The following is a 22,877-nucleotide window of genomic DNA, read 5'->3' as shown; positions in this document are numbered from 1 at the left end:
CTAAACAAACGTTTAATTCAAACGAATGTTTAATTTTGCCCCTTCAATTAAAAAGTGAGGCATGGAACTCAATGAAAAACAGGTTCATATTCTCAAAGTTGCTGAAAAGCTGTTTGCGGAGAACGGTTTTGACGGTACCTCGGTACGGCAGATCGCCAAAGAGGCCGGTATCAATATCGCCATGATCTCCTATTATTTCGGTTCCAAGGAAAAAATGCTGGATGCCTTGTTGTTTCACCGGTTTGCGGGGTTCCGGAAGGAGATGGACAAGGTGATGTCGGAAGAAGGGGGGTACCATGAGAAGATAGACCATATGATAGCCTTTATGATCCGGAGGATACACGATAACAGGCGCGCCTATAAGGTGGTGAATTTCGAATATTCGAACCCGGTCAGGCAGGTGAGTTTCGAGCGATATATCTCCCAGAAGATCGAAAACTACAAGCTGGTCGAAACCTTGATCAGGAACGGACAGGAAGCGGGGGTGTTTGCTTCGGATATTAACATCGCGCTTATCATACCTACCGTGCTGGGCACTTATTTCCACTTTTACTACAACAAGAAATTTTTTCTGGCTCTTCTACAGATAAGCGGGGAAGACGCCATAGACGATTATGTGTATACTACCTTAACGGCACATATTCAGCAAACCGTAAAAGCCTTACTTTCCAGCGGAAGCCCTTAACCTGTAACACGGGTTCGGGGCAGGTTCTGCGGCACAAGTCCGCGGCACGCCGGGTATCCGGCCGGCAGAAGCCGGAAAAACTTCATTTCCGGGTCCCGGACAAAAAAAGGATCTGATCATATTAATGTAATGTATTGTTTACAAGTAGCTTAATCAGAATTTATTTGTACTGTATGAAATCTAAATTGTTATTGTTTTTCCTGTTATCCGTAATATCAACGGGACTTACGGCACAGGAGAGAAAACCGCTGGGGCTTGAGGAAGCCATAAAACTGGCACTGACCAACGGGGATGAAGCAAAAATTGCCGAAGAAAAGGTAAATACGGCTGTCAGCGAGTTAAATGTGACCAGGAATGCCCGATATCCCGACCTGGGGGTTTCAGGGCAGTACCTGCACCTTACGGAGCCCAATATACAAAGTCCGCTGCTGTCCGGAGACGGGGAAGGCGGAGAAGGTGTCGCCCCGGATGTAAACCGCCTTATGCTGGGGCAGGTGAGTGCTTCGGTACCGTTGTTTTCCGGGTTCAGGCTCAAAAATCTCGTGCACGCAGGGGAAAACCGTCTTGAAGCGGCCAAACTGACTGCGGTGAGCGAAAAGGAGCAGCTGGTCATGAAAACCGTCACCGATTATATCAACCTGTACAAGGCCCGGCAAACGGTGATCCTGGTACGGGAAAACCTCAAAAGTGCGGAACAGCGGGTAAAGGATTTTACGGCTATGGAAGAGAACGGCCTGCTGGCCCGTAACGACCTTTTAAAGGCCAAATTACAGGAATCCAATGTAAGGGTGACCCTTGAAGAGGCCCTTAAAAATGAGCGTATCCTCCATTACAGGCTGGTTACACTTCTGAAGCTGCCGGAGGGGACTGCTGTTGAGGTGAGCGAGGGCGAACTCGATATGGCCCCTGTTGCCCTGTCAGACAGCGTGGCGGTTTCCCGAAGTGATCTCGAAGCCCTTCGCTACCAGGAAAAGGCCGCGGAAGACGAGATCAGGGTGGCCCGAAGTAAGGTCTTTCCCTCGGTACAACTCGTAGGCGGCTATGTCGCCGCCGATATACACAATGCCCTGACCGTGACCAATGCGATGAATTTCGGGTTGGGGGTGTCTTATAACATCTCGGATATTTTCAAGTCCGCAAGCGATGTTAAAAAAGCACGGAGCAAGGCTACGGAACTTCAGTATTCCCTCGACCGGTATGCCGACCAGGTAGATATACAGGTCAGAAATGCTCTTGAAGATTACAGGCTCGCCATCAGGAAATACGAGGTGTATACCGAATCGCAGGAACAGGCCACCGAGAATTACCGTATCGTAAAGGACAAGTACGACAACGGGCTGGTAGATACCAACGATCTCCTGGAGGCCGATATACAGCAGCTGCAGTCAAAAATAGACCTGGCCTATGCCAGGGCGGAGATCACCCGTAAGTATTACGAATTCCTGACTGCACAGGGTACGCTGACTAACCATATAAATCAATAAACAAATCATTTTTCAGAAAATGGAACAGAAGAAAAAGACCAATAAGAAATTTGTGATCATTATCGCTGTACTGGTGGCAGTAGGTGCGGTATACGGCGGATACAAATTAATACATTCCTTTTCACACGAAACTACCGACGACGCACAGATAGAAGCCAGGATGAACCCGGTGATACCCCGTGTTGAAGGATATGTAAAAAAGGTTTACGTTACCGATAACGAAACGGTAAAGAAGGGAGATACCCTCTTTGTGATCGACGACCAGGACTACAAGGTGAGGCTGGAGCAGGCCCGTGCCGGCCTGGCAGCGGCCGAAAGCCAGCTCGCTGTGGCAAAGGCCAGCATAGGTTCGTATGTGGCCAATGCCGCAGCTTCCGGATCGCAGGTGCAGTCGGCCAGGGGCAATATAGAAACTGCCAGGACACGGTTGTGGAGGGCAAACAAGGATTACGAAAGGTTTAAGAACCTGTATGAGAATCACTCCATTACGGCCCAGCAATACGAACAGGCCCTTGCGGCCAGGGATGAGGCAGAGCAGCAGTTAAAGATCCTGCAGAGCCGGCAAAAGGCTACCAGCAGCCAGCACAGTGCTGCCGTATCCCAGACCGAAATATCCGAAAAGCAGGTGATTGTGGCCGAAGCCAATGTGGAAAGTGCACAGGCCAACCTGGATGCGGCATTGCTCAACCTCGGGTATACCGTGGTTACGGCACCCATAGACGGGCAGTTGTCTGCGGTAGACCTGCAGCAAGGGCAGTTTGTCCGCCCGGGACAGTCGTTGTTCTACCTGGTAAACACCCATGACCTCTGGGTGGTGGCCAATTTCAAGGAAACCCAGCTCAACAAGATGCGAGCGGGGCAAAAGGTAAGCATAGAGGTCGATGCCTACCCCGGGGAGGAATTCGAAGCTGAAGTTACCGCATTCTCTCCTGCAACGGGTGCCCGGTTTTCGCTGCTGCCCCCGGATAATGCCACCGGGAACTTTGTGAAAACCGTACAGAGGCTTCCCGTAAAAATAGATTTTGCTCCCGGTAACGATCAGGAAAAGTTGGCCCGCCTGCGTTCCGGGATGAACGTATTCGTAGACGTGCATTTAAAATAAGCTATGGCTGAAATACAGGAAACAAACGAAAATGACCTGGTAGAATATGGTTTCCGGAGGGCGATTATCACAATTACTGCCATCTTGTGTGCCCTCCTGGAAATCATAGATACCACTATCGTCAATGTGGCCCTCAACGATATGAGGGGAAGCCTCGGGGCGTCGCTGAACGACATTGCCTGGGTAATTACCGCCTATGCGATCGCCAATGTCATTATTATCCCCATGACGAGCTGGCTTTCCAAACAGTTCGGCAGGCGGAATTATTTTGCAGCGTCCATTATTATCTTTACGGTGACCTCCTTTTTATGTGGTAATGCCACCAATATATGGGAACTGGTGCTCTTTCGCTTTATCCAGGGAATGGGAGGCGGTGCACTGCTGGTTACCGCCCAGACCATTATTACGGAAAGCTACCCGCTGGAAAAACGGGGCATGGCCCAGGCCATCTATGGTATGGGAGTTATCGTAGGCCCCACGTTGGGTCCGCCGCTGGGGGGGTACCTGGTCGATAATTTTTCATGGCCCTATATTTTCTATATCAATGTGCCCATAGGTATTATAGCTACATTCCTTACCATGCTCTATGTAAAAAGCCCGAAATACGGAGAAAAGCTCAGGGCCAGCCAGGTCGACTGGTGGGGCATCGTATTCCTGGCCTCCTTTATCGGTTCGCTGCAGTTTGTACTGGAACACGGGCAGCAGGACGACTGGTTTTCAGATGCTACCATTGTTATTCTCAGTATAGTATCGGTCTTCGGGCTCGTGCTTTTCATATGGCGTGAACTGGTGTATGAGCATCCCATCGTAAACCTCAGGGTATTGAGGAATTACAACCTGAGAATGGGTACGATGCTTACCTTTATCCTCGGTTTTGGCCTGTACGGGTCTACTTTTATCATTCCTATCTATACCCAGTCCATACTGGGATGGACGGCTACCGATGCGGGGCTGCTGCTTATCCCGAGTTCCATCACCACGGGGCTTATGATGCCGGTGATCGGTAAGCTGCTGGAACGCGGGGTATCGCAAAAATATCTCGCTGCGGGCGGGTTTGCCATATTCTTTATTTACAGCTACTGGATGTATTTGATGATGACCCCCGATACCGGGGCGGAACATTTTTTCTGGCCGCTGGTCACCAGGGGTATCGGACTGGGACTGCTGTTTGTGCCTATAACCACCCTGTCGCTGTCCACGCTTAAGGGAAAGGATATCGGAGAGGGAGCGGCGTTTACCGGGATGATGAGGCAGTTGGGAGGTTCGTTCGGGATTGCCATTATTACCACCTTTGTGGCCCGGCTGGGACAACAGCACCGGGTAAACCTCATCCCCAATCTTAACGGGGCCGATTTTGAAGTACAGGAGCGCATTAATGCCTACCAGCAGATGTTTATCAGCAAGGGGTACAGCATCAACGAATCGCTGAACAAGGCCTACCAGTTGCTGGAAGGGGCCATTACCAGGCAGAGTACCGTATTGTCGTATATGGATATCTTTATGTACCTCGGGGTGTTGTTCCTGGTCTGCGTACCTTTTGTACTGCTCATCAGAAAGGGCTCCGGGAAAGTTGATGCCTCGGCGGTACATTAGGGGGTGTAGTTCTTAGTTCTTAGTTCGTAGTTGTTAGTTATTAGTGTGCTGGTTTACAAGTTGTTGATGGGGGGGGGCTCATGACTCTGAACAGGTTCGTGGTTGTCATTCCGACAGTCTGTCCCGAGCATCGGGATAGGAGAACCCCGAAGGGCTCAACGCAGTTAAATCTCCGGGACTTCCGTTATGCTGTTGAAGCTCTTGTGCCCAGGTAGAGATCTTTCCCCGATCCGGTTAAAATACTTGTTTTCGGGGATGGTGTACGGTTTGTGGTTTTTGCTATTTTTGCAGCATACATAATCTAAAAACTTCAAACGGTAGTAAAAATGGAAACAAATGATCAGATCGGCGCGGTAGCCGGACTTATTGGGATGGTAATTTACCTGGCAATAATAGTACTTCTCATAGCAGGAATGTGGAAGGTTTTTGAAAAAGCCGGAAAACCCGGGTGGGCCGCGATCGTACCGATATACAATATTGTGGTACTCATAGAGATCGTAGGGAAACCCATGTGGTGGATCGTGCTGTTGCTGCTACCCTGCGTCAATATCGTGGCTCAGGTGTGGATCACCAACCTGTTGAGTAAAAGTTTCGGAAAGAGCGAAGGATTTACTATCGGGCTCGTGCTGCTGCCATTTGTGTTTTTCCCCATTCTCGGTTTCGGAGATGCCCGTTACCAGGGGCCGTCTGCACAGGAGGCTCAGGTGATAGACCCGGAAATATAGAAAGCCTGCAAAAGAACAAAGCAGGACGATATAGTAAACAGAAAGCCCGGACACCAACATCCGGGCTTTATGATCATTTTATGACATGTCTGAGATCTGGCACTGGCTTCGGCATCATCTTATACCCTGTCCTGTAAAGTGGCTTACAGGGCTCGACTGCCCCGGCTGCGGTTTTCAGAGGTCGTTGCTGGCCCTGCTGCAGGGCAATTTCGGGAAAAGCCTGGAGCTGTATCCCGCCACCATTCCCTTATTACTGCTTTTTGCCCTTGCCCTATGGCAGAAGAACCGTCCAACCGGAGTTAAGGAGCACTGCCTTAGAATACTGGTATATATCACCGGGAGTATCATTCTTGTCAGCTATATGCTTAAAGTAACCGGGACAGGGTGTCATGTGCATTGATAGTCCGTAAAAGGAAATAGATCATTGTGTATATTTGTATATTACGCAGCATTGGTCACCGCTTACACATAAAAACATCATTAAACATGCGAAGAATTGTGCCGAATATCTATTCGGATGACATAGAAAAGAGTAAGAAATTTTATGTAGATTTTTTAGGCATGGAACTGGCCATGGATATGGGATGGATACTGACTTTTGTATCTGTAGAAAATACCACTGCGCAAATATCCGTATTCCGGAATGAAAAGGACAAAAGTCCGGATAATTCAGCGGTATTCTTATCCATTGAAGTTTCCGGTATAGATCATTGGTATGAGCGTGCTACAAAGCAAAATATTGAAATTGTCTATCCGATTACCAATGAAAGCTGGGGAGTAAGGCGATTTTTTATAAAGGACCCTAACGGAGTGACCATTAATTTATTGGCCCATATAGTACAGGAATGATATGAACTCCCTGTTCAGAACCATAATCTGAAGGTCGCTTTACTGGAAATAAAAGCTGAATAATGATCTGTGTTTTTTTTCTATAATCACCATCACATCGGATTCGATTATGCCCGGATTCTCCCGGAATTGCAGACTCCTGTGACAGACTGAAAATACTGGCTTTAAGCCCGTAACTGACGGTTCTATGAGACCCGCGTTCCCCGGTTCGCCAAAATAAACTATCTTTGCCGAAAATCGGTTACCGGTGCCCTGCACCGGTATTAAAAGGGAATCCGGTGTGAATCCGGAACTGTCCCGCAGCTGTAAGCTCGTAAAAACCGAACCCGTTTAATGGCCACTGTTCCGGAGAGGAATGGGAAGGCCGGGGGAGGGAGCAAGTCAGAATACCTGCCGGTTTATATGGTTTATTCATGGCTTTCGGGGATTGAAGCCGGAATATGAGGATATCCGTATCCTTTTACTTTCCGTCGTCCCGGCCATATAAATAGGTTTGATACGGGAGATGTCAGCTAAAAACAACAGATGTACTGCAATATGGCGTTACCTGTGGGGGTGCCTGCCGGTGTTTGCCGCTTATGCGGGATATGCCCAGGAAAAGGATAGCCTTACGGAGTACCGCCAGCTGGAAGAGGTGGTGCTGTGGCAACAGCGAAAACTGCCGGAACATACGGCTCCTGTACCGGTACAGGTGTTGACGGGAGAGGCGTTGAAAAAGCTGAACAGCCTTTCGGTAGCCGATGCCGTCAGGTATTTCAGCGGGGTGCAGCTTAAGGATTACGGCGGGGTGGGCGGCCTGAAGACCATCAATGTACGCAGTATGGGCACCGAGCATACCGGGGTGTTTTACGACGGTATCCGTCTCGGGAATGCCCAGAACGGGCAGGTAGACCTGGGCAAGTATGCCCTGGACAATATGGAAGAGATCGCCCTTTACAACGGCCAGCGCCCGGACGCGGGGCAGTCGGCAAAAGCCTATGCATCGGCCAGCACCATATACCTGCAATCCCGGAAACCGGAATTTGCAGCGGGCGAGACCTATCATCTTCACGCGGGAATAAAAACGGGTTCATTCGGACTGGCAAATCCTTATCTCAATCTTGATTACAAGATCAGCGACTACCTTTCGGCCCGGTTGAGCACGGCCTATACCTATGCACATGGGCGTTATAAATACCGGTTTACCAATGGTGTTTACGACACTACGGCCACCAGGGAAAATGCCGATATCAATGCCTGGCGGGTAGAAGGGGCACTTTACGGTACCACGGGGTTCAACAGCAAATGGTTCCTGAAATACTATCATTACGATTCCGAAAGAGGACTGCCCGGCGCGGTAGTGGCCAACAGGTTTTACCGGGCGCAGCGCCTGTGGGACAGGAACAGTTTTCTCCAGGGTGAGTTCCGGCAGCAGGTAAGCGAACGTTATTCCGTGGTATTCCGGGGGAAATACAGCAAGGATTACAGCCGTTACCTCGACCCGGAAATGGTGACGACCTCCGGCTTTCTGGATAACAGGTACCACCAGGAAAGCCTTTATTTTTCCCTGTCCAATACGTATAGGTTCACCGGTTTCTGGAAACTGGGACTGGCCGTGGATTACGAAAACAATACCCTGGATGCCAATCTGTACCGCTTTGCCTACCCTGAACGGAACAATTACCTGGTGGCACTGACCACCAATATAGACCTGCCCCGGTTAAACATACAGGCGGGGTTGCTGAGTACCACGGTCAAAGACCGGGTACGGTATTATAAAGGGGCGGAAGACCGGCAGGAATTTACCCCCACCCTGATGGCGGGCTGGCAACCGTTCGGTAACCCGGATTTCAGGTTAAGGGCTTTTTACAAGCGTATCTTCCGGATGCCGACGTTCAATGACCTCTATTACACGTTTATAGGCAATACTTTTTTAAAACCGGAATATACCAGACAGCTCAATGCCGGCTTTTCCTATAGGTACCACCCCGGAACATACCTGCTGGAACTTCAGGGCGATGTTTACAGGATATGGATCAGGGACAAGATCGTTGCCGTACCGGGAACCAACCTGTTCCGGTGGACGATGCTCAACCTGGGAAAGGTGGAAACCACGGGAATAGAGGCGAAAGCAAAGCTGTCCGGGGAAACCGGGTGGGGACTGGTATACGGGGCACAGCTCAGCTTTACCTGGCAGGAAGCGCTTGATGTAACTCCCGGAAGTTCGGCATACGGAGACCAGATCCCCTATATCCCGGTGCACAGCGGAAGCGCCGGTATTTCGGCAGCATACCGCAAATGGCAGCTCAATTACAGCTTTATATACACCGGCGAACGCTATAGCCAGAAGGCCAATATCCCGTCGAATTACCTGCAGCCCTGGTATACCCATGATATGGCTGCAAGGCATGAAATGAATGTTTTCGGAAACAAAATGGAGGTTGCCGTCGAGATCAATAACCTTTTGAACCAATATTACGATGTGATCAGGAATTTCCCCATGCCGGGGCGTTCTTATCGTATTGTGCTGAACTATACCCTGTGAAGAAGGGAAGGAGCACGGAGCAGTTACTAAGTTATCAGGTTATTCGGTTATTCAGACGATGCCTGATAACCTTAATAACCGAATAACTCAATAACCAATACAAATGAAAAATATAGTACACTTCAGGTACCTGTTTTTTTGCGGAGTGATCCTGGTGGCGGGCTGCCGTAACGACGACACTTTTGATCCCGAAGAAAAAGGAGAGGAAAGAACATATACCGATGGCTTTTACCTGCTGAACGAAGGTAATATGGGGGCGAATAAAGCGTCGCTGGATTTTTACGATTACGGCTCCGGCACCTATACCAGGAATGTGTTCAGCAAGGCCAATCCCGGCCTGGTAGGCGGGCTGGGCGATGTGGGGAACGATATTGCCGTCTATGGCTCCAAACTCTATGTGGTGGTCAATGTTTCCAATAAGGTGGAAGTACTCGATGTACATACCGGGAAACGGCTGGGGAAAATAGATGTGCAGAACTGCCGCTATATCACTTTTTACGGGGGGAAGGCCTACCTGAGCGCCTATCTCGGAGAAGTGGCCATAGACCCCGATGCCCCCAACGGGATGGTGGCCGAGATCGATACTACCAGCCTGGAAATTACCCGTACGGTAGAAGTGGGAAGACAACCGGAGGAGCTGGCCGGGTATAACGGAAAACTTTATGTGGCCAATTCCGGGGGGTATAGTCCACCGGATTATGAGAATACACTTTCCGTGATCGATATAGTATCATTTAAAGAGGAGAAGCGTATAGCACTGGGGATCAATCTGCACCGAGTAAAGGTCGATAGTTACGGAGATTTGTATGTCTCTTCTAGAGGTGATTATTACGATATACCCTCCAGTTTGTACGTGGTAGCGGCAGATACCGTAAAAAAGGTTTTTGACCTTGGAGTGAGCAACATGACCCTTCATGACGGGATACTCTATGCCTATAGCACCGAATTTAATTATCACACCAATGAAAATGTGGTTTCGTACAGCATGATCGATACGCGTACGGAGAAAATAATCAACGAAATGTTTATTAAAGATGAAACTCAGGAAAACATAGAGGTTCCTTATGGTATAGCCATTAATCCTGAGAACGGTGAAATACTGCTTACCGATGCCAAAGATTACGTAAGCCCGGGAACCCTGTATTGCTTTAACCCCGATGGTACATTAAAATGGACACAGGTCACAGGTGATATTCCGGCACATATAGCTTTTGTAAAATAAGGACGCTTACAATAACTAACTATTTAATCTAAAAGAAATGAACACAAAGAACACACTGGGTAAAAGCATTGCCCTTTATGTATGCAGCGCTGTAATGGCCGTTTTTACGGGGTCCTGTACAGGGGATGATGAGCTTATCCCCATAAAACCCAGGGTAGCACTGTCGGTAACCGATACGTCACTGGAAATCCCTATCGGGGAACAGCTGGAGTTTGTTTCCGGCAACTTAGATCAACTGGTATATGAAGAAGAATGGATATTGAACGATTCGCTGGTCGCTTCCGGTAACCGGTATGTTTTTGAAGCGGTAATAAGCGGTAAACATACCCTGGTATACCGCGCTTTTAACGATGGGGGAGAAGTGACAAGGAAATTTGAAATTACAGTTCCCCTTAATATCCGTCCGGTGACCGGGGACAGCAACCGCTATGTCACTGAACTTTTCGAATATCGCCCTGCCCCGGGGCAGTTTATGAACAAGAGCCCGGGTAATTTTGAAAGCGCCGAGGGGATTCTCGGTAAAACCGGGATGGTGACCCTCGGGGCCTGGGGAGGAAGTATCGTACTCGGCTTCGACCATACGGTGATCAACAGGGAAGGAGAGCCGGATATCCTGTTTGCCAACAATGCGATGAGCAATTTTTCCGAACCCGGTATTATCTATGTGATGGCCGACGAGAACGGCAACGGATTGCCTGATGACACCTGGTATGAGATAAAGGGAAGCGCTCACGATATGGAAGGGGCTACCCGCGATTATGAAGTGACATACTACCGGCCAGGGGACCCTGCACAAAGTGTACCGTGGACCGATAACCGGGGCAACAGCGGGGAAGTGGCTGTCAATGCTTTTCACCAGCAGCCCTATTACCCGGAATGGATAGAAGAAGACAGTTATACGCTTAAGGGTACCCTGTTGCCTTCTGTGAATATTGATATGAGCAATCCTTCATACATAACCAGCGCACCCTTCGATTACGGATATGCCGATAATATCCAGGGAGGCGATGAGATCGATATTTCGGATGCTATGGATGAAAATGGCGATAAGGTATCACTGGAAGGTATCGATTTTATCCGGGTACAGACCGGTATACAGGCCAATATGGGATGGCTGGGAGAACTGTCTACCGAGATCCTCGGGGTTTCCGATCTTAATATGCCATAAAAAAACAACGAATAAAATTTACAGCAATGAAACATACCAGATATATAATCCGCATACTATGCCTGCTGGTTTTTGCCGGTTTTGTGGCATGTGACAGCGATGATGATAACTTTACGGAAGATGATCCCTCAGGAAACCCCGGGGGAGAGGTTGAAGTGCCCCGGGATTCCGTGGTGATCATCGAACAGAAGCTACAGGATACACTTACCCTGGGGCAGACCATTACACTACAGCCTCAATGGCAGTCCGGGAGTTCGGTTTCTTGCCGCTGGATGATTGCCGGCGAAGAAGTGGGAAAGGACTCCGTTTTTACCTTTGAGCCTGCCGAGCGCGGAGATTATGAAATATCTTTTACCGTTACAAATGATGAGGATGAAGCCGCTGTCGTCTATAAGATCCATACTCTCGGAGGATATGAAAACGGTTTTTTTATTGTTAACGAAGGCTGGTTCGGGCATGGAACGGGTACCTTAAGTTTTTACCGGTACGATACCGGGGCTGTGGAGGACAGTGTGTTCGTAAAGGCCAACCCGGACAAGGACCTGTTACCTGTAAGTTCCACGCTGCAGTTCGGAACGATCCATAATGAACAGCTCTTTCTCCTTTCAAAAGTAGGCGGCCCCCTGGTGGTGGCAGATGCCTATTCTTTGAAAGAGAAAGGAAGAATACCGGCACAGGGCGGTAATGACTGGCGTGCTTTTGCGGGACTGGATAACAGCCGGGGGCTGGTGAGTTCGGGCAACGGGCTGTATAACTTAAACCTGGAGCCGCTGGAAATGGGCAGTAGGGTAGAAGGTATTGACGGGCAGACCGGCGACCTGATAAAAGCAGGTAACCATGTCTTTGTCCTTTCACAAAGCCAGGGCGCCATAATCCTGAACGCTTCTTCCCTGGAAATAGAAAAGACCATACCGGGGATCGTTACAGGGTTTGCACAGACCGCCGACGGCAGGGTATGGATGGCCGGGGGTACCCGGCTTATAGGAGTAGAACCGTTTTCTCTGGAGACCGTGGAAGTGGAACTCGGGTTCCAGGCCCACGGTTCGTGGGGAGCCTGGCACCCGGGGTCTATTACCGCGGGAGATACGGAGGTGTATATTGCAAAGAACAGTGCGTTTAGCGGGGGAAATGAGATTTATCGCTATACCGGAGATACCGCTTCCCTGTCTTCTCCCTTTGTAACCCTGCCCGGAGAACGGGTTACTTATGGTTCGGGAATAGGGTATGACCGGAACGCGGAAACCCTGGTGGTCAATACCGTAAATAAAGGGTTCGGAGAGAGTTTCAGTAATAATCTGCTTCTCCTGTACGACGCACACACTGCCGGCAGAAAGGAAGAAAAGGCCTATGAAGGCTACTACTTCCCTTCGGTGTCCGTTTTTCATGAAGAATGAATTTACCCGTAAAACAGGAGGCAGCCCGGGTGTCGGACATCCGGGTTGTTTATTATTCTGAGAAGCAAAGCCAGGCTTGTGCCGGGGAGTGATCTCTTTCCGGGGAAGTGTATAAAACCATGATTATTAGGCTGTGTTTTGTTGAAAAAAAGTATTTTTACCCCGTGATTGCCACGAAAAACAACAACCGTTACCTCATGAATATGCACACCCCGTTACAGGTTTTACGCCTTTTGTTTACCGGGGGTGTTGTGTTATTGCTTTTTTCGTGTGGTACCGATGAAGTTCCGGATATCTATGTGGATCAGCGTATGGAGACTGTAGATGATGACGGGAACAATATTATCAGGCAACGTTATCTCGATGCGGTAGGAATATGTGAGGATGCCGGAAAAAAGGTGTCGGGCCTTTCGAAAAAGGAAATAGACCTGCTGGGTACCCGACGATATCGCCTTAGCATACATAAGGACAAGATCGTACAGCGGGTGGAATCGTGGGGTTTTGGCATGACGGGGCATTATGTAAATCCCGGCGAATGTCGTTTTGAACTGACCTTCGAGGGAAATCTCACGGTACGTACCCCAGGGCGGACGGTAGTATATGATCTGAAAGACGGGGTGATATCTGAAGATGAAGCGGGTATACCCGAAGCCTTCCGGCTTTTTTTTGAGCCCGTACCTGTCCCGAAATCGCTACAGGACAGCCTGGAAACCATGTCTTCCGAGGAAGATATTCTCCTGGGGCAGCCCGTGTTGCGCTGGACGCGTACCGATGGCAGCAGGGAAACCATATGGTCGGCAGGGACGCAGTGGGGGTTCTGGGAAGTACCTACCGAAAACATGTTCGCATCTACAGAAAGTATAGTGCTGGAAGCCGAGAGAAAGAGAAGTTTTTATACCATGCGTATTACCACTCAGCAATTTACGGTAGGAGCGCCGTTGCCCAACCTGGAAGACGGGCTTCCCGCAGCAGTGCAGGGGAAGGATGAGGTCCCTCACGGGAAGACCGATACTCCCTAAAATACCCTTTTTCTGGGATTGTACATGATGCCGTGCCCGGGTACCTTTGTACGAAGGTATAACAGCCATATTTTCGGAAACCGTTTCTCAAATAATAATTTACGAATGTTCAGGAACCTCTTGTATAAAATATCACCCGCTTCGTTTGCCCTATGGCTTTTTCTGGGATTGGCGCTGGGGGCTGCCCTGCCGGTCAAAGCGCATATTGTGGAGGATTCCCTCCGGCTGGAACTTGCGCGGCGGAACCTGTCGGAGCCGGAAAGGATAATGACCATGGCAAGACTGGCCGAGGTGGTATACTACCGGAGGGAACACAAGGATGGTTTTGAGATGATACAACGGGCATTGAGGCTTGCCGACCACCTTGAAGACAAGCACTATAAGGCTTTCCTGTTTGCGGTTCTTGCCCGGTATTACGCCGGTGACGACCAGATGTTACAGGCGGGAGAGAGTATGGATAGTGCTGTCTATTATGTAAAGAATACCTCGCATAAGGCGGTCCTGGGATATGTACAGTACACCAGGGGCCGGCTGATGGTCAGGGAAAATAAGCTCCGGGAGGCCATTATCGACCTGTTCAGGGCCCTGGAAGACCTGGAAGGGACTGAAAAATACGAATGGCGGAGTGAGGTATATGCTGATATATCAGATATCTATGGCCAGTGGAGTGATACCCAGAACCAGCGTAAATATGCCGCCCTGTGTATGGAGGATGCCCGGAAAAGCGGAGATCCCGATGCCATGACCACGGCCATTCAGTTAAAGGCCCATAGCTTTTTCGACCGTTTTACAAAGGATATGTCGAGGGAACACCTCCGCGATTCGGCACTGTATTACTACAAACATTCGGTAAACGTGCTGGAACGCCATCGCGACCGGGTGATACACCTTTCCCGTTTGCCGGTGGCCGCTTACCATATCGCTGAAATATATTCGGGGTATCTGCCGGTGTCTTATCGCGATTCCGTGTTTAACTATCTCGATATGGCCGTGGAGGAAGCGCGTCGTATCGGGGAGCATTCGGTACTGGCCAGGAGTTATATCATGCTGGCCGATTATGCCATCTCTGAAGAAGACTATACCCGGGCAGAATTCCTGGTGGGCAATGCGGCTATTTCCGTACATGAAGACCCGGTTGCCAACCAGCGGATAGTACCCAAGGTATCGCAGTACTTTTCCATGATCCGGGAAAAACAGGGAAAACCTGCCGAGGCACTTCAATATTACAAGCAGTATGTGCGGGAATATACCGATAAGTTCGACATGGAGAAAATGGCGCTCGCTCAGAAACTGGAAGCCCAGTATGAGGCCAGCAGAAAAGAACGGGAGCTGGCAGTGCTCCAGGAAAAACTGGTGTATGGAAAAAAGCTGAACCAGCTTTATATAGGCCTTACCATTATCGGGTTTATCGCTGTGATCTTCCTGTTTTATGCCAATCAGCAACGTACCAGGGCCATGAAGCAGCAGAAACAGCTCCACCTCATGGAAATGGGAGAAATAGAGCAGAAAAACCACATAGCCCTGCTCTCTGCCATGCTGGAAGGGCAGGAGCAGGAACGGAGCAGGCTGGCCCGGGACCTGCACGACGGGCTTGGCGGACTGTTGTCGGGAATCAAAATTGAAATGTCGGCAGTGCGAAATATACTTACCGAAGCCAAGGGGCAGGGGCTGATGGACAAGACGATGGAACACCTGGATGATGCCGTTAATGAATTGCGCCGTATAGCCCATAGTATGATGCCGGAGATACTGATAAGATACGGGTTGGGAGAGGCGATAAAGGAGTATTGCGAACGGTTCAGGAATTCCCGGATACGTATGGACTGCAGTGTTTTCAATTATACGAATGATATGGACCATTCCAGGCAGATGGTGGTCTACCGCATTATGCAGGAGTTGGTAAACAATGCGATAAAACACGCCAGGGCATCCCTGATCTACGTACAGTTACAACAGGTAGAAGACAAGATATTCCTGACTGTGGAAGACGATGGCGTCGGTTTTGACATGGAGGCCATTTCCGGAAAACGCAGTGCGGGATGGACCAATATCCGAGCCAGGGTAGAGTTTCTGGGGGGCGATATGGATATCTTATCCGAAAAGGGGAAAGGCACTACCATAACTATTGAGTGCCTGATGAATGTCAATTCCGGTTCCGCAGTTTCTTAAAAGTAACGTTGATTTTGTTGAAGAATGTCTGGTTATTACGCGTTGTCTGAATACAACGATAACCATTATAACAATTTGAACTCCGTAGCGTATCTGATGATCGCTGTCATGTTGTTGACGTCAAATTTTTCCATCAGGTTCTTCCGGTGTGTCTCTACGGTATACGGGCTGATAAACAGTTTGTCTGCAATTTGCGCGGAAGTGTACCCTTCCGTGACCAGCTGGAGTATTTCCCTTTCCCTGCGGGTGATCTTCGGGATCACATCCGGCCCGTTGCTGTCCTCGCTTTCGTAGATCTGCCGGGTTTGCCGGCACATGTAGAGGTCTCCGTCCATCACTTTCCGGACGGCTTCCAGGATATCGTCGCCAATGGAGTTTTTGAGGACGTACCCGTTTACGCCGTTTTGCAGTACACTTCGTATTACGGCTTTTTCGTTGTGTACGCTGAGAATGATGATCTTCAGTTCGGGATAGGTGTCGTGTATTTGTTTGCTCAGCTCTATTCCGTTGATATCGGGAAGGTTGATGTCGAGCAGCAATACGTCCGGTTCCCTTTCCTTCAGGGCTTTCAGGGTGTCTGTGCCGTTCTGGAAGATGCCGGCGGGCAATATGTCTTCGCTGGTTTCCAGGAGATTCCTGAGCCCGTCCAGTACTATGGGATGATCATCTGTGATAAATACTTCTGTCATTATGGTCGTATTTCGCGTAAAATATTGCTGCTAATATAGGGGAGAAAAGGGGTTATTCCCATCCCTCGTTTCAGGTATTTTTTATCCTTGGGTTATTGAGTTACTGAGTTATTGGGTTACTGAGTTATTGAGTTACTGAGTTATTGAGTTACTGAGTTATTGAGTTACTGAGTTATTGCGTGTTGACTAAATAACCCAATAACCTAATAACCATAGCAATTCCATAAACCAAAAAAGACCGCCTGTTATTTCAGTGCGGTCTTGTCTTGATGCGGGAATACGAAAAACTATTCTTCCGGCATGGCTTTGTCTACCACGAGCCGCTTGTCGCGGTTGGCTACCTCCCAGGCAGTGTGGAATACCAGTCGTGCGCGGTTTTCCAGGAGATCGTAGTTGATCTTGTCGGGAGTGTCTCCGGGCTGGTGGTAGTCGTCGTGGGTCCCGTTGAAATAGAAGATCACGGGAATGTTGTTTTTTGCAAAATTGTAATGGTCGCTCCTGTAATAAAAGCGGTTGGGGTCATTGTCGTCGTTGAAGGTGTAGTCCAGTTCTATGTTACAGTATTTTTTATTGACTTCCTCAGAGAGGTTGTGCAGTTCGGTACTCAGCTTGTCCGATCCTATGAGGTATACATAATTGCGGTCTCCCTCCCTTTTCGGGTCTATGCGCCCTATCATGTCGATATTGAGGTCGGTAACGGTGTTCTCGAGCGGGAAAACGGGTTTCCTGGTATAGTAATCAGACCCCAGTAATCCTTTTTCTTCGCCGGTAACATGCAGGAATACCACCGATCTTTTCGGGCCGTTGCCGTCGTCTGCCGCTTTTTTGAATGCCTGGGCTATTTCCAGCATCGCAACCGTTCCCGAACCGTCGTCGTCGGCACCGTTATTGATCTGCCCGTCGTCGTTCACCCCGATATGGTCCAGGTGCGAGGAGATCACCACATATTCTTCCGGTTTTTCAGATCCCTTGATATAGGCTACTACATTTTCAGAATCGATGTGTTCCGATTCACTGGTAAAGGTGATCCTGAAATCGGTTTTGACCGCAGCACCGCTTTCCATGTTTTCCAGGTCCGGGGCAATGGCTCCGGCCATTTCCGGGCTTACGAAGGCATAGAAGAAATCATTGTCTTCTTCGGCGTCGAGCTGCATGCGTCCGCCGGCGGAACGGGTTTTCATGAAATTGTATTGCTGGAGGATCATCGTGTACAGCGACCCGTCAAAGATAAGGACGCCTTTGGCCCCTTTTTTATCCGCAATGTCCAGCCGGTCCGGAAGTGATATTTTCAGGTCAGACCATTTGGAAGGTGTGGCCGTACCGGAAATAACATAGGTGCCATCGTCGTTTTTAGGTTCTCCGACAGCGATAACGATAATTTTGTCCTGCACGTCAATACCGTCGAAATCGGAGTATTCGGGGGTATCGATGCCATAACCGGCATATACGATCTCATCGGCAGTGTATTCTTTCCGGGCAGGGGCTTGTAAAGCGACCAGGTCTTCCCCTATCTGAAACTGCTGTCCCGAAACACTTGCCGTACCTTCGGGCATGGTACTGATGATAAGCGGAACCTTCTGAAAATAGTCACCGTTCCCCTGTGCAGCGGGGATGCCCAGGTCTACATAGTGTTTTTTCAGGTATTCCACCGCCTTTTTCTGGCCCGGTTTTCCCGTTTCCCTGCCTTCGAACTCGTCGGAAGCATAGGTGTACAGGTGGTCTTTGAGTTCTTCCCGGGTAATGGTACCGGCATAAGGTACCGGATCGTAATCGGCTTTTTTCTGGATAGGTGTTGTTGCCTTTTGAGAGCTGTTGCAGGCAAAGGCCAGCGACAGGGCCAGATAAACTAATTTTCTCATTCCTTAGTTTTTATGTTTTTTATGGACACTGGGAGCCTGTTTGGAAAAAGTCCTTAAATACAATGGGACCGGACTTTTTATACGCTTCAGGCTCTTTTTGTTAAAAAATTTGTCAAATATATGCAAAAAGGGGCAATATGAAAGCACGAAGTCTGAAGTTGGGAGGGCTAAGAATATCTCCGGATTTACAGCAGAATGACATTGTTGGGCAAATCGGCTTTGAAGAAGGATAGGTTATGGTAAGAAAGGGAGCGGACAGTTGGGGACTGTATATAGAGGGAAAATCAATTGGCGACTTCACTGATAAACTTGATACGGTACAGCCGTATTTCTTCATCTTCATAATCCCCGTCAAATTCTTCCATGGCGAGGGATATTTTATCGGTTTCGGCTTCGAGGAAATATTCCTGGAGTTCTTCCTGCTGGTCCTCGTCCAGGATCTCGTCTATCCAGTAATTGATATTCAGTTTGGTACCGCTGTAGACGATCTGTTCCATTTCCTTGATGAAATCATTCATTTCCAGCCCTTTGGCCCGGGCAATATCGTCGAGGGGGAGCTTGCGGTCTACATTCTGAATGATGTACAGTTTCAGCGCCGAGTTGGCGCCGGTACTTTTAACGACCAGGTCGTCGGGCCTTATGATGTCGTTTTCCCTGACGTAACTGGCGATGAGCTCTATAAAGGGCCTGCCGTATTTCCTGGCTTTTCCTTCTCCCACACCGTGTACGTTGAGCAGTTCCTTCATATCAATGGGATATTTCAGGGCCATGTCTTCGAGGGAAGGGTCCTGAAATACGACAAAGGGGGGGACTTCGAGTTTCCGGGCTTCCCGTTTTCTCAGGTCCCTGAGCATCCGGAGCAATGTGGCATCGGCCGCTAAGGTACCCGATTTTTTTGCCGTGACTATGGCGTCCTCGCCCGAATCTTCATAAGTGTGGTCTTCGGTCATCATGAACGATTGCGGGTGTTCCAGAAAATCGCTGCCCGCAGGGGTAAGGAAAAGCACGCCATAGGTTTCGATCTCCTTTCTCAGCAACCCGGCCACAAGGGTCTGGCGTACCAGTGCCATCCAGTGTTTGGAGTCTTTTTCGCTTCCGAGCCCGAAAAACGGTTTTTCATCGGTTTTATGCGATTTTATCAGTGCGTTTACCTTCCCGGTAAGCACGTTGACGATCTCTTTGGCCTTGAATTTCTGGTTGGTGTTTTTGACGGCGGAGAGCAGCTTGACCACATCGTCCTTGGCCTCGTGTTTCTTCTTGGGGTTCCGGATATTGTCGTCCATGTCGGCACCTTCTCCGCTGACTTCATCAAATTCTTCCCCGAAGTAGTGCAGGATAAATTTTCTCCTGGACATGGAAGTCTCCGCATACGCCACCATTTCCTGTAACAAAGCATGGCCTATCTCCTGTTCGGCCACCGGTTTGCCGGCCATGAATTTTTCCAGCTTCTCAATATCCTTGTACGAATAGAAAGCCAGGCAGTGTCCTTCTCCTCCGTCTCTTCCTGCCCTTCCGGTTTCCTGGTAATAACTCTCTATGCTTTTGGGGATGTCGTGGTGTATGACAAAGCGTACGTCGGGTTTGTCTATGCCCATTCCGAAGGCGATGGTAGCCACCACCACATCTACGTCCTCCATCAGGAACATGTCCTGGTGCCTCGCCCTGGTCTTGGCATCCAGCCCGGCGTGGTACGGAACGGCACTTATACCGTTTACCTGCAGGGTCTGTGCCAGTTCTTCCACCCGTTTCCTGCTGAGACAGTAGATAATCCCGGATTTTCCCTGGTTCTGTTTTACAAAACGGATGATATCGGCATCCACATTCTTGGTCTTCGGCCTGACCTCGTAATAGAGATTGGGACGGTTAAAAGAAGCTTTGAACGTGTTGGCATCCGTGATCCCCAGGTTTTTCAGGATGTCTTCCTGTACCTTGGGAGTGGCCGTAGCCGTCAGCGCAATAATGGGAATATCGTATCCCAGCCGCTTGATGATGTTGCGCAGATTGCGGTACTCCGGGCGGAAGTCATGCCCCCATTCCGAAATACAGTGTGCTTCGTCTATGGCGACAAACGAGATTTTCACGGAACGGAGAAAATCGATATACTCGTCCTTGGTCAGGGATTCCGGGGCTACATACAGCAGTTTTGTCGTGCCTTCCGAAATATCCTTCATCACGGTCCTTACCTCGTTTTTGGTCAGTGAAGAGTTGAGCACATGGGCAATACCTTCACTGGACGAAAGGCCGCGCAGGGCATCTACCTGGTTTTTCATCAGTGCGATAAGCGGGGAAACCACAATCGCAGTACCCTCTTTCACCAGCGCAGGCAGCTGGTAACAGAGCGATTTGCCTCCCCCGGTAGGCATGATCACAAATGTATTGTGATTGTCAACTATGCTTTTTACGACGCCCTCCTGTAATCCCTTGAACTGGTTAAAGCCGAAATATTGCTTTAACTTTTTATGCAGGTCAATTTCAACTGAACTCATTCTATCGTTTTACTATTTTACATACATTTGCACAACTAAAGATATAACAAACTTTATTTTTGACAAATTATAAATCCTTAAAAAAATCTTGAGTAATAACGAGGCTATAAAAGCAGTTGCAAAAAAAGTAATTGAAACTGAAAGTACCGCAATAAATCATCTTAAATCTTTGATAGATGATGAATTTTCAAGTGCCGTAACTCATATTTTCGAAAGTCCGGGAAGGGTGGTGATCACGGGGATCGGGAAGAGTGCGATTATAGCTACAAAAATAGTAGCTACCCTGAACTCGACAGGAACCCCTGCAGTATTCATGCATGCCGCAGATGCCATTCACGGGGACCTCGGGACCATCCAGAAAGACGATACGGTGATCTGTATTTCCAAAAGCGGGAATACCCCCGAAATAAAGGTGCTGGTGCCCCTGCTCAAAAACGGGGCCAATACGCTTATTGCCATTACGGCCAATAAGGATTCCCTGCTGGGGCAGCAGGCCGATTACGTGTTGAATGCCTATGTGGAAAAGGAAGCCTGCCCGAATAACCTGGCGCCTACCACCAGTACCACGGCCCAGCTGGTTATCGGAGATGCACTGGCCATATGCCTGCTCGACCTGAGGGGGTTTACCAGCAAGGATTTTGCAAAGTATCATCCCGGCGGGGCCCTGGGGAAAAAATTATACCTGCGGGTAAGGGATGTCGTAACGGCAAACATGCAGCCTGAAGTGAGCCCGGATACCGATGTGAAAAAGGTGATCGTGGAGATCTCCGAGAAAATGCTGGGGGCCACTGCTGTAACGGAACAGGGAAAGATAGTGGGAGTGATTACCGACGGAGACATCAGGAGGATGCTGAACAGGTACGACAATATCGGTAAACTCGTGGCCCGGGACATCATGAGCGTAAACCCGAAAAGTATTGAGGCAGATGCGCTGGCCGTGGATGCCATGGAGATGATGGAGAAGAACAGTATATCCCAGCTCCTGGTAGAGGATGATAAGGGATATGCCGGGGTCCTTCATCTGCATAATCTGATAAAAGAAGGAATACTGTAATGGCTGAGAAAAAGAATCAGGAGGAGATGTCGTTCCTCGACCACCTGGAAGAACTCCGGTGGCATCTCATAAGGGCTACCCTGGCAGTGGTCATTGTAGGTGTTGTGGCCTTTATAGCCAAAGACTTTATTTTTGACACCATCATTTTCGGTCCGAAAAAATCTGATTTCGTAACCTATGAGTTCTTCTGTAAGATGTCCAGGGCCATAGGGATGGACGATTCTTTCTGCGACAAGGAGCTGCCGTTCCAGGTACAGAGCCGTACCATGGCCGGGCAGTTTTCGGCACATATCTGGACCGCCATCTGGGCGGGGTTCATACTGGCTTTCCCTTATGTGCTCTATGAGTTCTGGAAATTCATAGGTCCCGGACTGTATGAAAACGAAAGAAAAAATGCCAGGGGCTTTATTTTTATTGCCTCATTGCTGTTCTTTATCGGGGTGTTGTTCGGGTATTATGTGATATCCCCGCTGTCCATCAATTTTCTGGCGACCTACCAGGTGAGCCAGGAGGTGCACAACGATATCGACCTGAGTTCGTATATATCTACGATCAGGGCCTCGGTGATCTCGTGCGGACTGATCTTCGAGTTGCCCATACTTATTTATTTCCTCACCAGGGTGGGGCTGGTGACGCCGGAATTCCTGAGGAAGCAGCGGAAGGTGTCGCTCGTTATCGTGCTGATCCTCTCTGCGGTGATCACCCCTCCCGATATCGCGAGCCAGATCGTGGTGTCGATTCCGATCATGATCCTGTACGAGGTGAGCATCTTTATTTCGTCCCGTGTACTGAAAAAACAGGCCAAAAGGGAAAAAGAGGAACAGGAAGCGCTGCGTAAAATGTAAGACAAAAGGG

At 49.2% G+C, this 22,877-nt stretch carries 18 protein-coding genes and 1 riboswitch; of the genes, 15 read left to right on the top strand and 3 right to left on the bottom strand.

Annotated elements, in window-relative coordinates:
* Positions 1-61 precede the first annotated feature (61 nt).
* The 13 genes from DN748_RS03820 to DN748_RS03760 all read left to right on the top strand — a co-directional run bounded on the left by DN748_RS03820 (position 62) and on the right by DN748_RS03760 (position 15,934).
* Positions 62-685, top strand: a complete 624-nt coding sequence (locus DN748_RS03820) for a TetR/AcrR family transcriptional regulator (RefSeq protein WP_112370427.1) — start codon at positions 62-64, stop codon at positions 683-685.
* Positions 686-858: 173 nt separating this feature from the next.
* The gene (locus DN748_RS03815; protein ID WP_112370426.1) at positions 859-2,169 is read left to right on the top strand and encodes a TolC family protein; all 1,311 of its coding nucleotides are present in this window, start codon (positions 859-861) and stop codon (positions 2,167-2,169) included.
* A 19-nt stretch (positions 2,170-2,188) separates the two neighbouring features.
* A complete protein-coding gene (locus DN748_RS03810) occupies positions 2,189-3,271 on the top strand; it encodes an HlyD family secretion protein (protein ID WP_112370425.1) in 1,083 nt (360 codons plus the stop codon).
* Positions 3,272-3,274: 3 nt separating this feature from the next.
* Complete coding sequence (locus tag DN748_RS03805; protein ID WP_112370424.1) at positions 3,275-4,864, top strand: DHA2 family efflux MFS transporter permease subunit; 1,590 nt, start codon at positions 3,275-3,277, stop codon at positions 4,862-4,864.
* Positions 4,865-5,190: 326 nt separating this feature from the next.
* Positions 5,191-5,589: a DUF5684 domain-containing protein gene (locus DN748_RS03800; RefSeq protein ID WP_112370423.1), complete on the top strand. Its 399-nt coding sequence runs from the start codon at positions 5,191-5,193 to the stop codon at positions 5,587-5,589.
* A gap of 85 nt (positions 5,590-5,674) precedes the next feature.
* Positions 5,675-5,989 carry a DUF2752 domain-containing protein gene (locus tag DN748_RS03795; RefSeq protein WP_112370422.1) on the top strand — a complete coding sequence of 105 codons (315 nt, stop codon included), beginning with the start codon at positions 5,675-5,677 and terminating at the stop codon, positions 5,987-5,989.
* 86 nt (positions 5,990-6,075) lie between these two features.
* Positions 6,076-6,438: a glyoxalase superfamily protein gene (locus DN748_RS03790; RefSeq protein WP_112370421.1), complete on the top strand. Its 363-nt coding sequence runs from the start codon at positions 6,076-6,078 to the stop codon at positions 6,436-6,438.
* 221 nt (positions 6,439-6,659) lie between these two features.
* Positions 6,660-6,850: riboswitch (cobalamin riboswitch) on the top strand.
* Between the two features lie 93 nt (positions 6,851-6,943).
* Entirely contained in the window at positions 6,944-8,962 is a 2,019-nt protein-coding gene (locus tag DN748_RS03785; protein WP_112370420.1) for a TonB-dependent receptor plug domain-containing protein, read from the top strand.
* Between the two features lie 103 nt (positions 8,963-9,065).
* Positions 9,066-10,184 (top strand): YncE family protein, encoded by a 1,119-nt coding sequence (locus DN748_RS03780; protein WP_112370419.1) that lies wholly within the window; start codon positions 9,066-9,068, stop codon positions 10,182-10,184.
* 37 nt (positions 10,185-10,221) lie between these two features.
* The gene (locus DN748_RS03775; RefSeq protein WP_112370418.1) at positions 10,222-11,352 is read left to right on the top strand and encodes a cell surface protein; all 1,131 of its coding nucleotides are present in this window, start codon (positions 10,222-10,224) and stop codon (positions 11,350-11,352) included.
* Positions 11,353-11,378: 26 nt separating this feature from the next.
* A complete protein-coding gene (locus DN748_RS03770; protein WP_112370417.1) occupies positions 11,379-12,746 on the top strand; it encodes a DUF5074 domain-containing protein in 1,368 nt (455 codons plus the stop codon).
* A 164-nt stretch (positions 12,747-12,910) separates the two neighbouring features.
* Positions 12,911-13,765, top strand: coding sequence for a hypothetical protein (locus tag DN748_RS03765; RefSeq protein ID WP_146746554.1), 855 nt, complete (start codon positions 12,911-12,913; stop codon positions 13,763-13,765).
* Positions 13,766-13,870: 105 nt separating this feature from the next.
* Complete coding sequence (locus DN748_RS03760; RefSeq protein WP_161554462.1) at positions 13,871-15,934, top strand: sensor histidine kinase; 2,064 nt, start codon at positions 13,871-13,873, stop codon at positions 15,932-15,934.
* Between the two features lie 65 nt (positions 15,935-15,999).
* On the opposite strand, the gene DN748_RS03755 is transcribed toward DN748_RS03760, so the two are convergent.
* From DN748_RS03755 to recQ, 3 genes are all read right to left on the bottom strand, one after another.
* Positions 16,000-16,623 (bottom strand): response regulator, encoded by a 624-nt coding sequence (locus tag DN748_RS03755; protein WP_112370414.1) that lies wholly within the window; start codon positions 16,621-16,623, stop codon positions 16,000-16,002.
* A gap of 287 nt (positions 16,624-16,910) precedes the next feature.
* A complete protein-coding gene (locus DN748_RS03750) occupies positions 16,911-18,482 on the bottom strand; it encodes a M28 family metallopeptidase (RefSeq protein WP_112370413.1) in 1,572 nt (523 codons plus the stop codon).
* A 284-nt stretch (positions 18,483-18,766) separates the two neighbouring features.
* Positions 18,767-20,968, bottom strand: a complete 2,202-nt coding sequence (gene recQ / locus DN748_RS03745; RefSeq protein WP_112370412.1) for a DNA helicase RecQ — start codon at positions 20,966-20,968, stop codon at positions 18,767-18,769.
* A gap of 88 nt (positions 20,969-21,056) precedes the next feature.
* On the opposite strand from recQ, the gene DN748_RS03740 reads away from it, so the two are divergent.
* Entirely contained in the window at positions 21,057-22,022 is a 966-nt protein-coding gene (locus DN748_RS03740) for a KpsF/GutQ family sugar-phosphate isomerase (RefSeq protein WP_112370411.1), read from the top strand.
* Positions 22,022-22,867 carry a twin-arginine translocase subunit TatC gene (gene tatC, locus DN748_RS03735; protein ID WP_112370410.1) on the top strand — a complete coding sequence of 282 codons (846 nt, stop codon included), beginning with the start codon at positions 22,022-22,024 and terminating at the stop codon, positions 22,865-22,867. The genes DN748_RS03740 and tatC overlap by 1 nt, the downstream gene beginning before the upstream one ends.
* The last annotated feature ends 10 nt before the right edge of the window (positions 22,868-22,877 follow it).

This window comes from Sinomicrobium soli (assembly GCF_003285545.1).
Lineage (GTDB): Bacteria > Bacteroidota > Bacteroidia > Flavobacteriales > Flavobacteriaceae > Sinomicrobium.
The sequence above is the reverse complement of the archived record's forward strand: the minus strand, read 5'-3'. Positions and strand labels throughout refer to the sequence as shown.

What these genes read in the sequence shown, in the direction of transcription:
- DN748_RS03820 (WP_112370427.1), top strand. Translation starts at nt 62, where the DNA reads ATGGAACTCAATGAAAAACAGGTTCATATTCTCAAAGTTGCTGAAAAG.
- DN748_RS03815 (WP_112370426.1), top strand. Translation starts at nt 859, where the DNA reads ATGAAATCTAAATTGTTATTGTTTTTCCTGTTATCCGTAATATCAACG.
- DN748_RS03810 (WP_112370425.1), top strand. Translation starts at nt 2,189, where the DNA reads ATGGAACAGAAGAAAAAGACCAATAAGAAATTTGTGATCATTATCGCT.
- DN748_RS03805 (WP_112370424.1), top strand. Translation starts at nt 3,275, where the DNA reads ATGGCTGAAATACAGGAAACAAACGAAAATGACCTGGTAGAATATGGT.
- DN748_RS03800 (WP_112370423.1), top strand. Translation starts at nt 5,191, where the DNA reads ATGGAAACAAATGATCAGATCGGCGCGGTAGCCGGACTTATTGGGATG.
- DN748_RS03795 (WP_112370422.1), top strand. Translation starts at nt 5,675, where the DNA reads ATGTCTGAGATCTGGCACTGGCTTCGGCATCATCTTATACCCTGTCCT.
- DN748_RS03790 (WP_112370421.1), top strand. Translation starts at nt 6,076, where the DNA reads ATGCGAAGAATTGTGCCGAATATCTATTCGGATGACATAGAAAAGAGT.
- DN748_RS03785 (WP_112370420.1), top strand. Translation starts at nt 6,944, where the DNA reads ATGTCAGCTAAAAACAACAGATGTACTGCAATATGGCGTTACCTGTGG.
- DN748_RS03780 (WP_112370419.1), top strand. Translation starts at nt 9,066, where the DNA reads ATGAAAAATATAGTACACTTCAGGTACCTGTTTTTTTGCGGAGTGATC.
- DN748_RS03775 (WP_112370418.1), top strand. Translation starts at nt 10,222, where the DNA reads ATGAACACAAAGAACACACTGGGTAAAAGCATTGCCCTTTATGTATGC.
- DN748_RS03770 (WP_112370417.1), top strand. Translation starts at nt 11,379, where the DNA reads ATGAAACATACCAGATATATAATCCGCATACTATGCCTGCTGGTTTTT.
- DN748_RS03760 (WP_161554462.1), top strand. Translation starts at nt 13,871, where the DNA reads ATGTTCAGGAACCTCTTGTATAAAATATCACCCGCTTCGTTTGCCCTA.
- DN748_RS03755 (WP_112370414.1), bottom strand. Translation starts at nt 16,623, where the DNA reads ATGACAGAAGTATTTATCACAGATGATCATCCCATAGTACTGGACGGG.
- DN748_RS03750 (WP_112370413.1), bottom strand. Translation starts at nt 18,482, where the DNA reads ATGAGAAAATTAGTTTATCTGGCCCTGTCGCTGGCCTTTGCCTGCAAC.
- recQ (WP_112370412.1), bottom strand. Translation starts at nt 20,968, where the DNA reads ATGAGTTCAGTTGAAATTGACCTGCATAAAAAGTTAAAGCAATATTTC.
- tatC (WP_112370410.1), top strand. Translation starts at nt 22,022, where the DNA reads ATGGCTGAGAAAAAGAATCAGGAGGAGATGTCGTTCCTCGACCACCTG.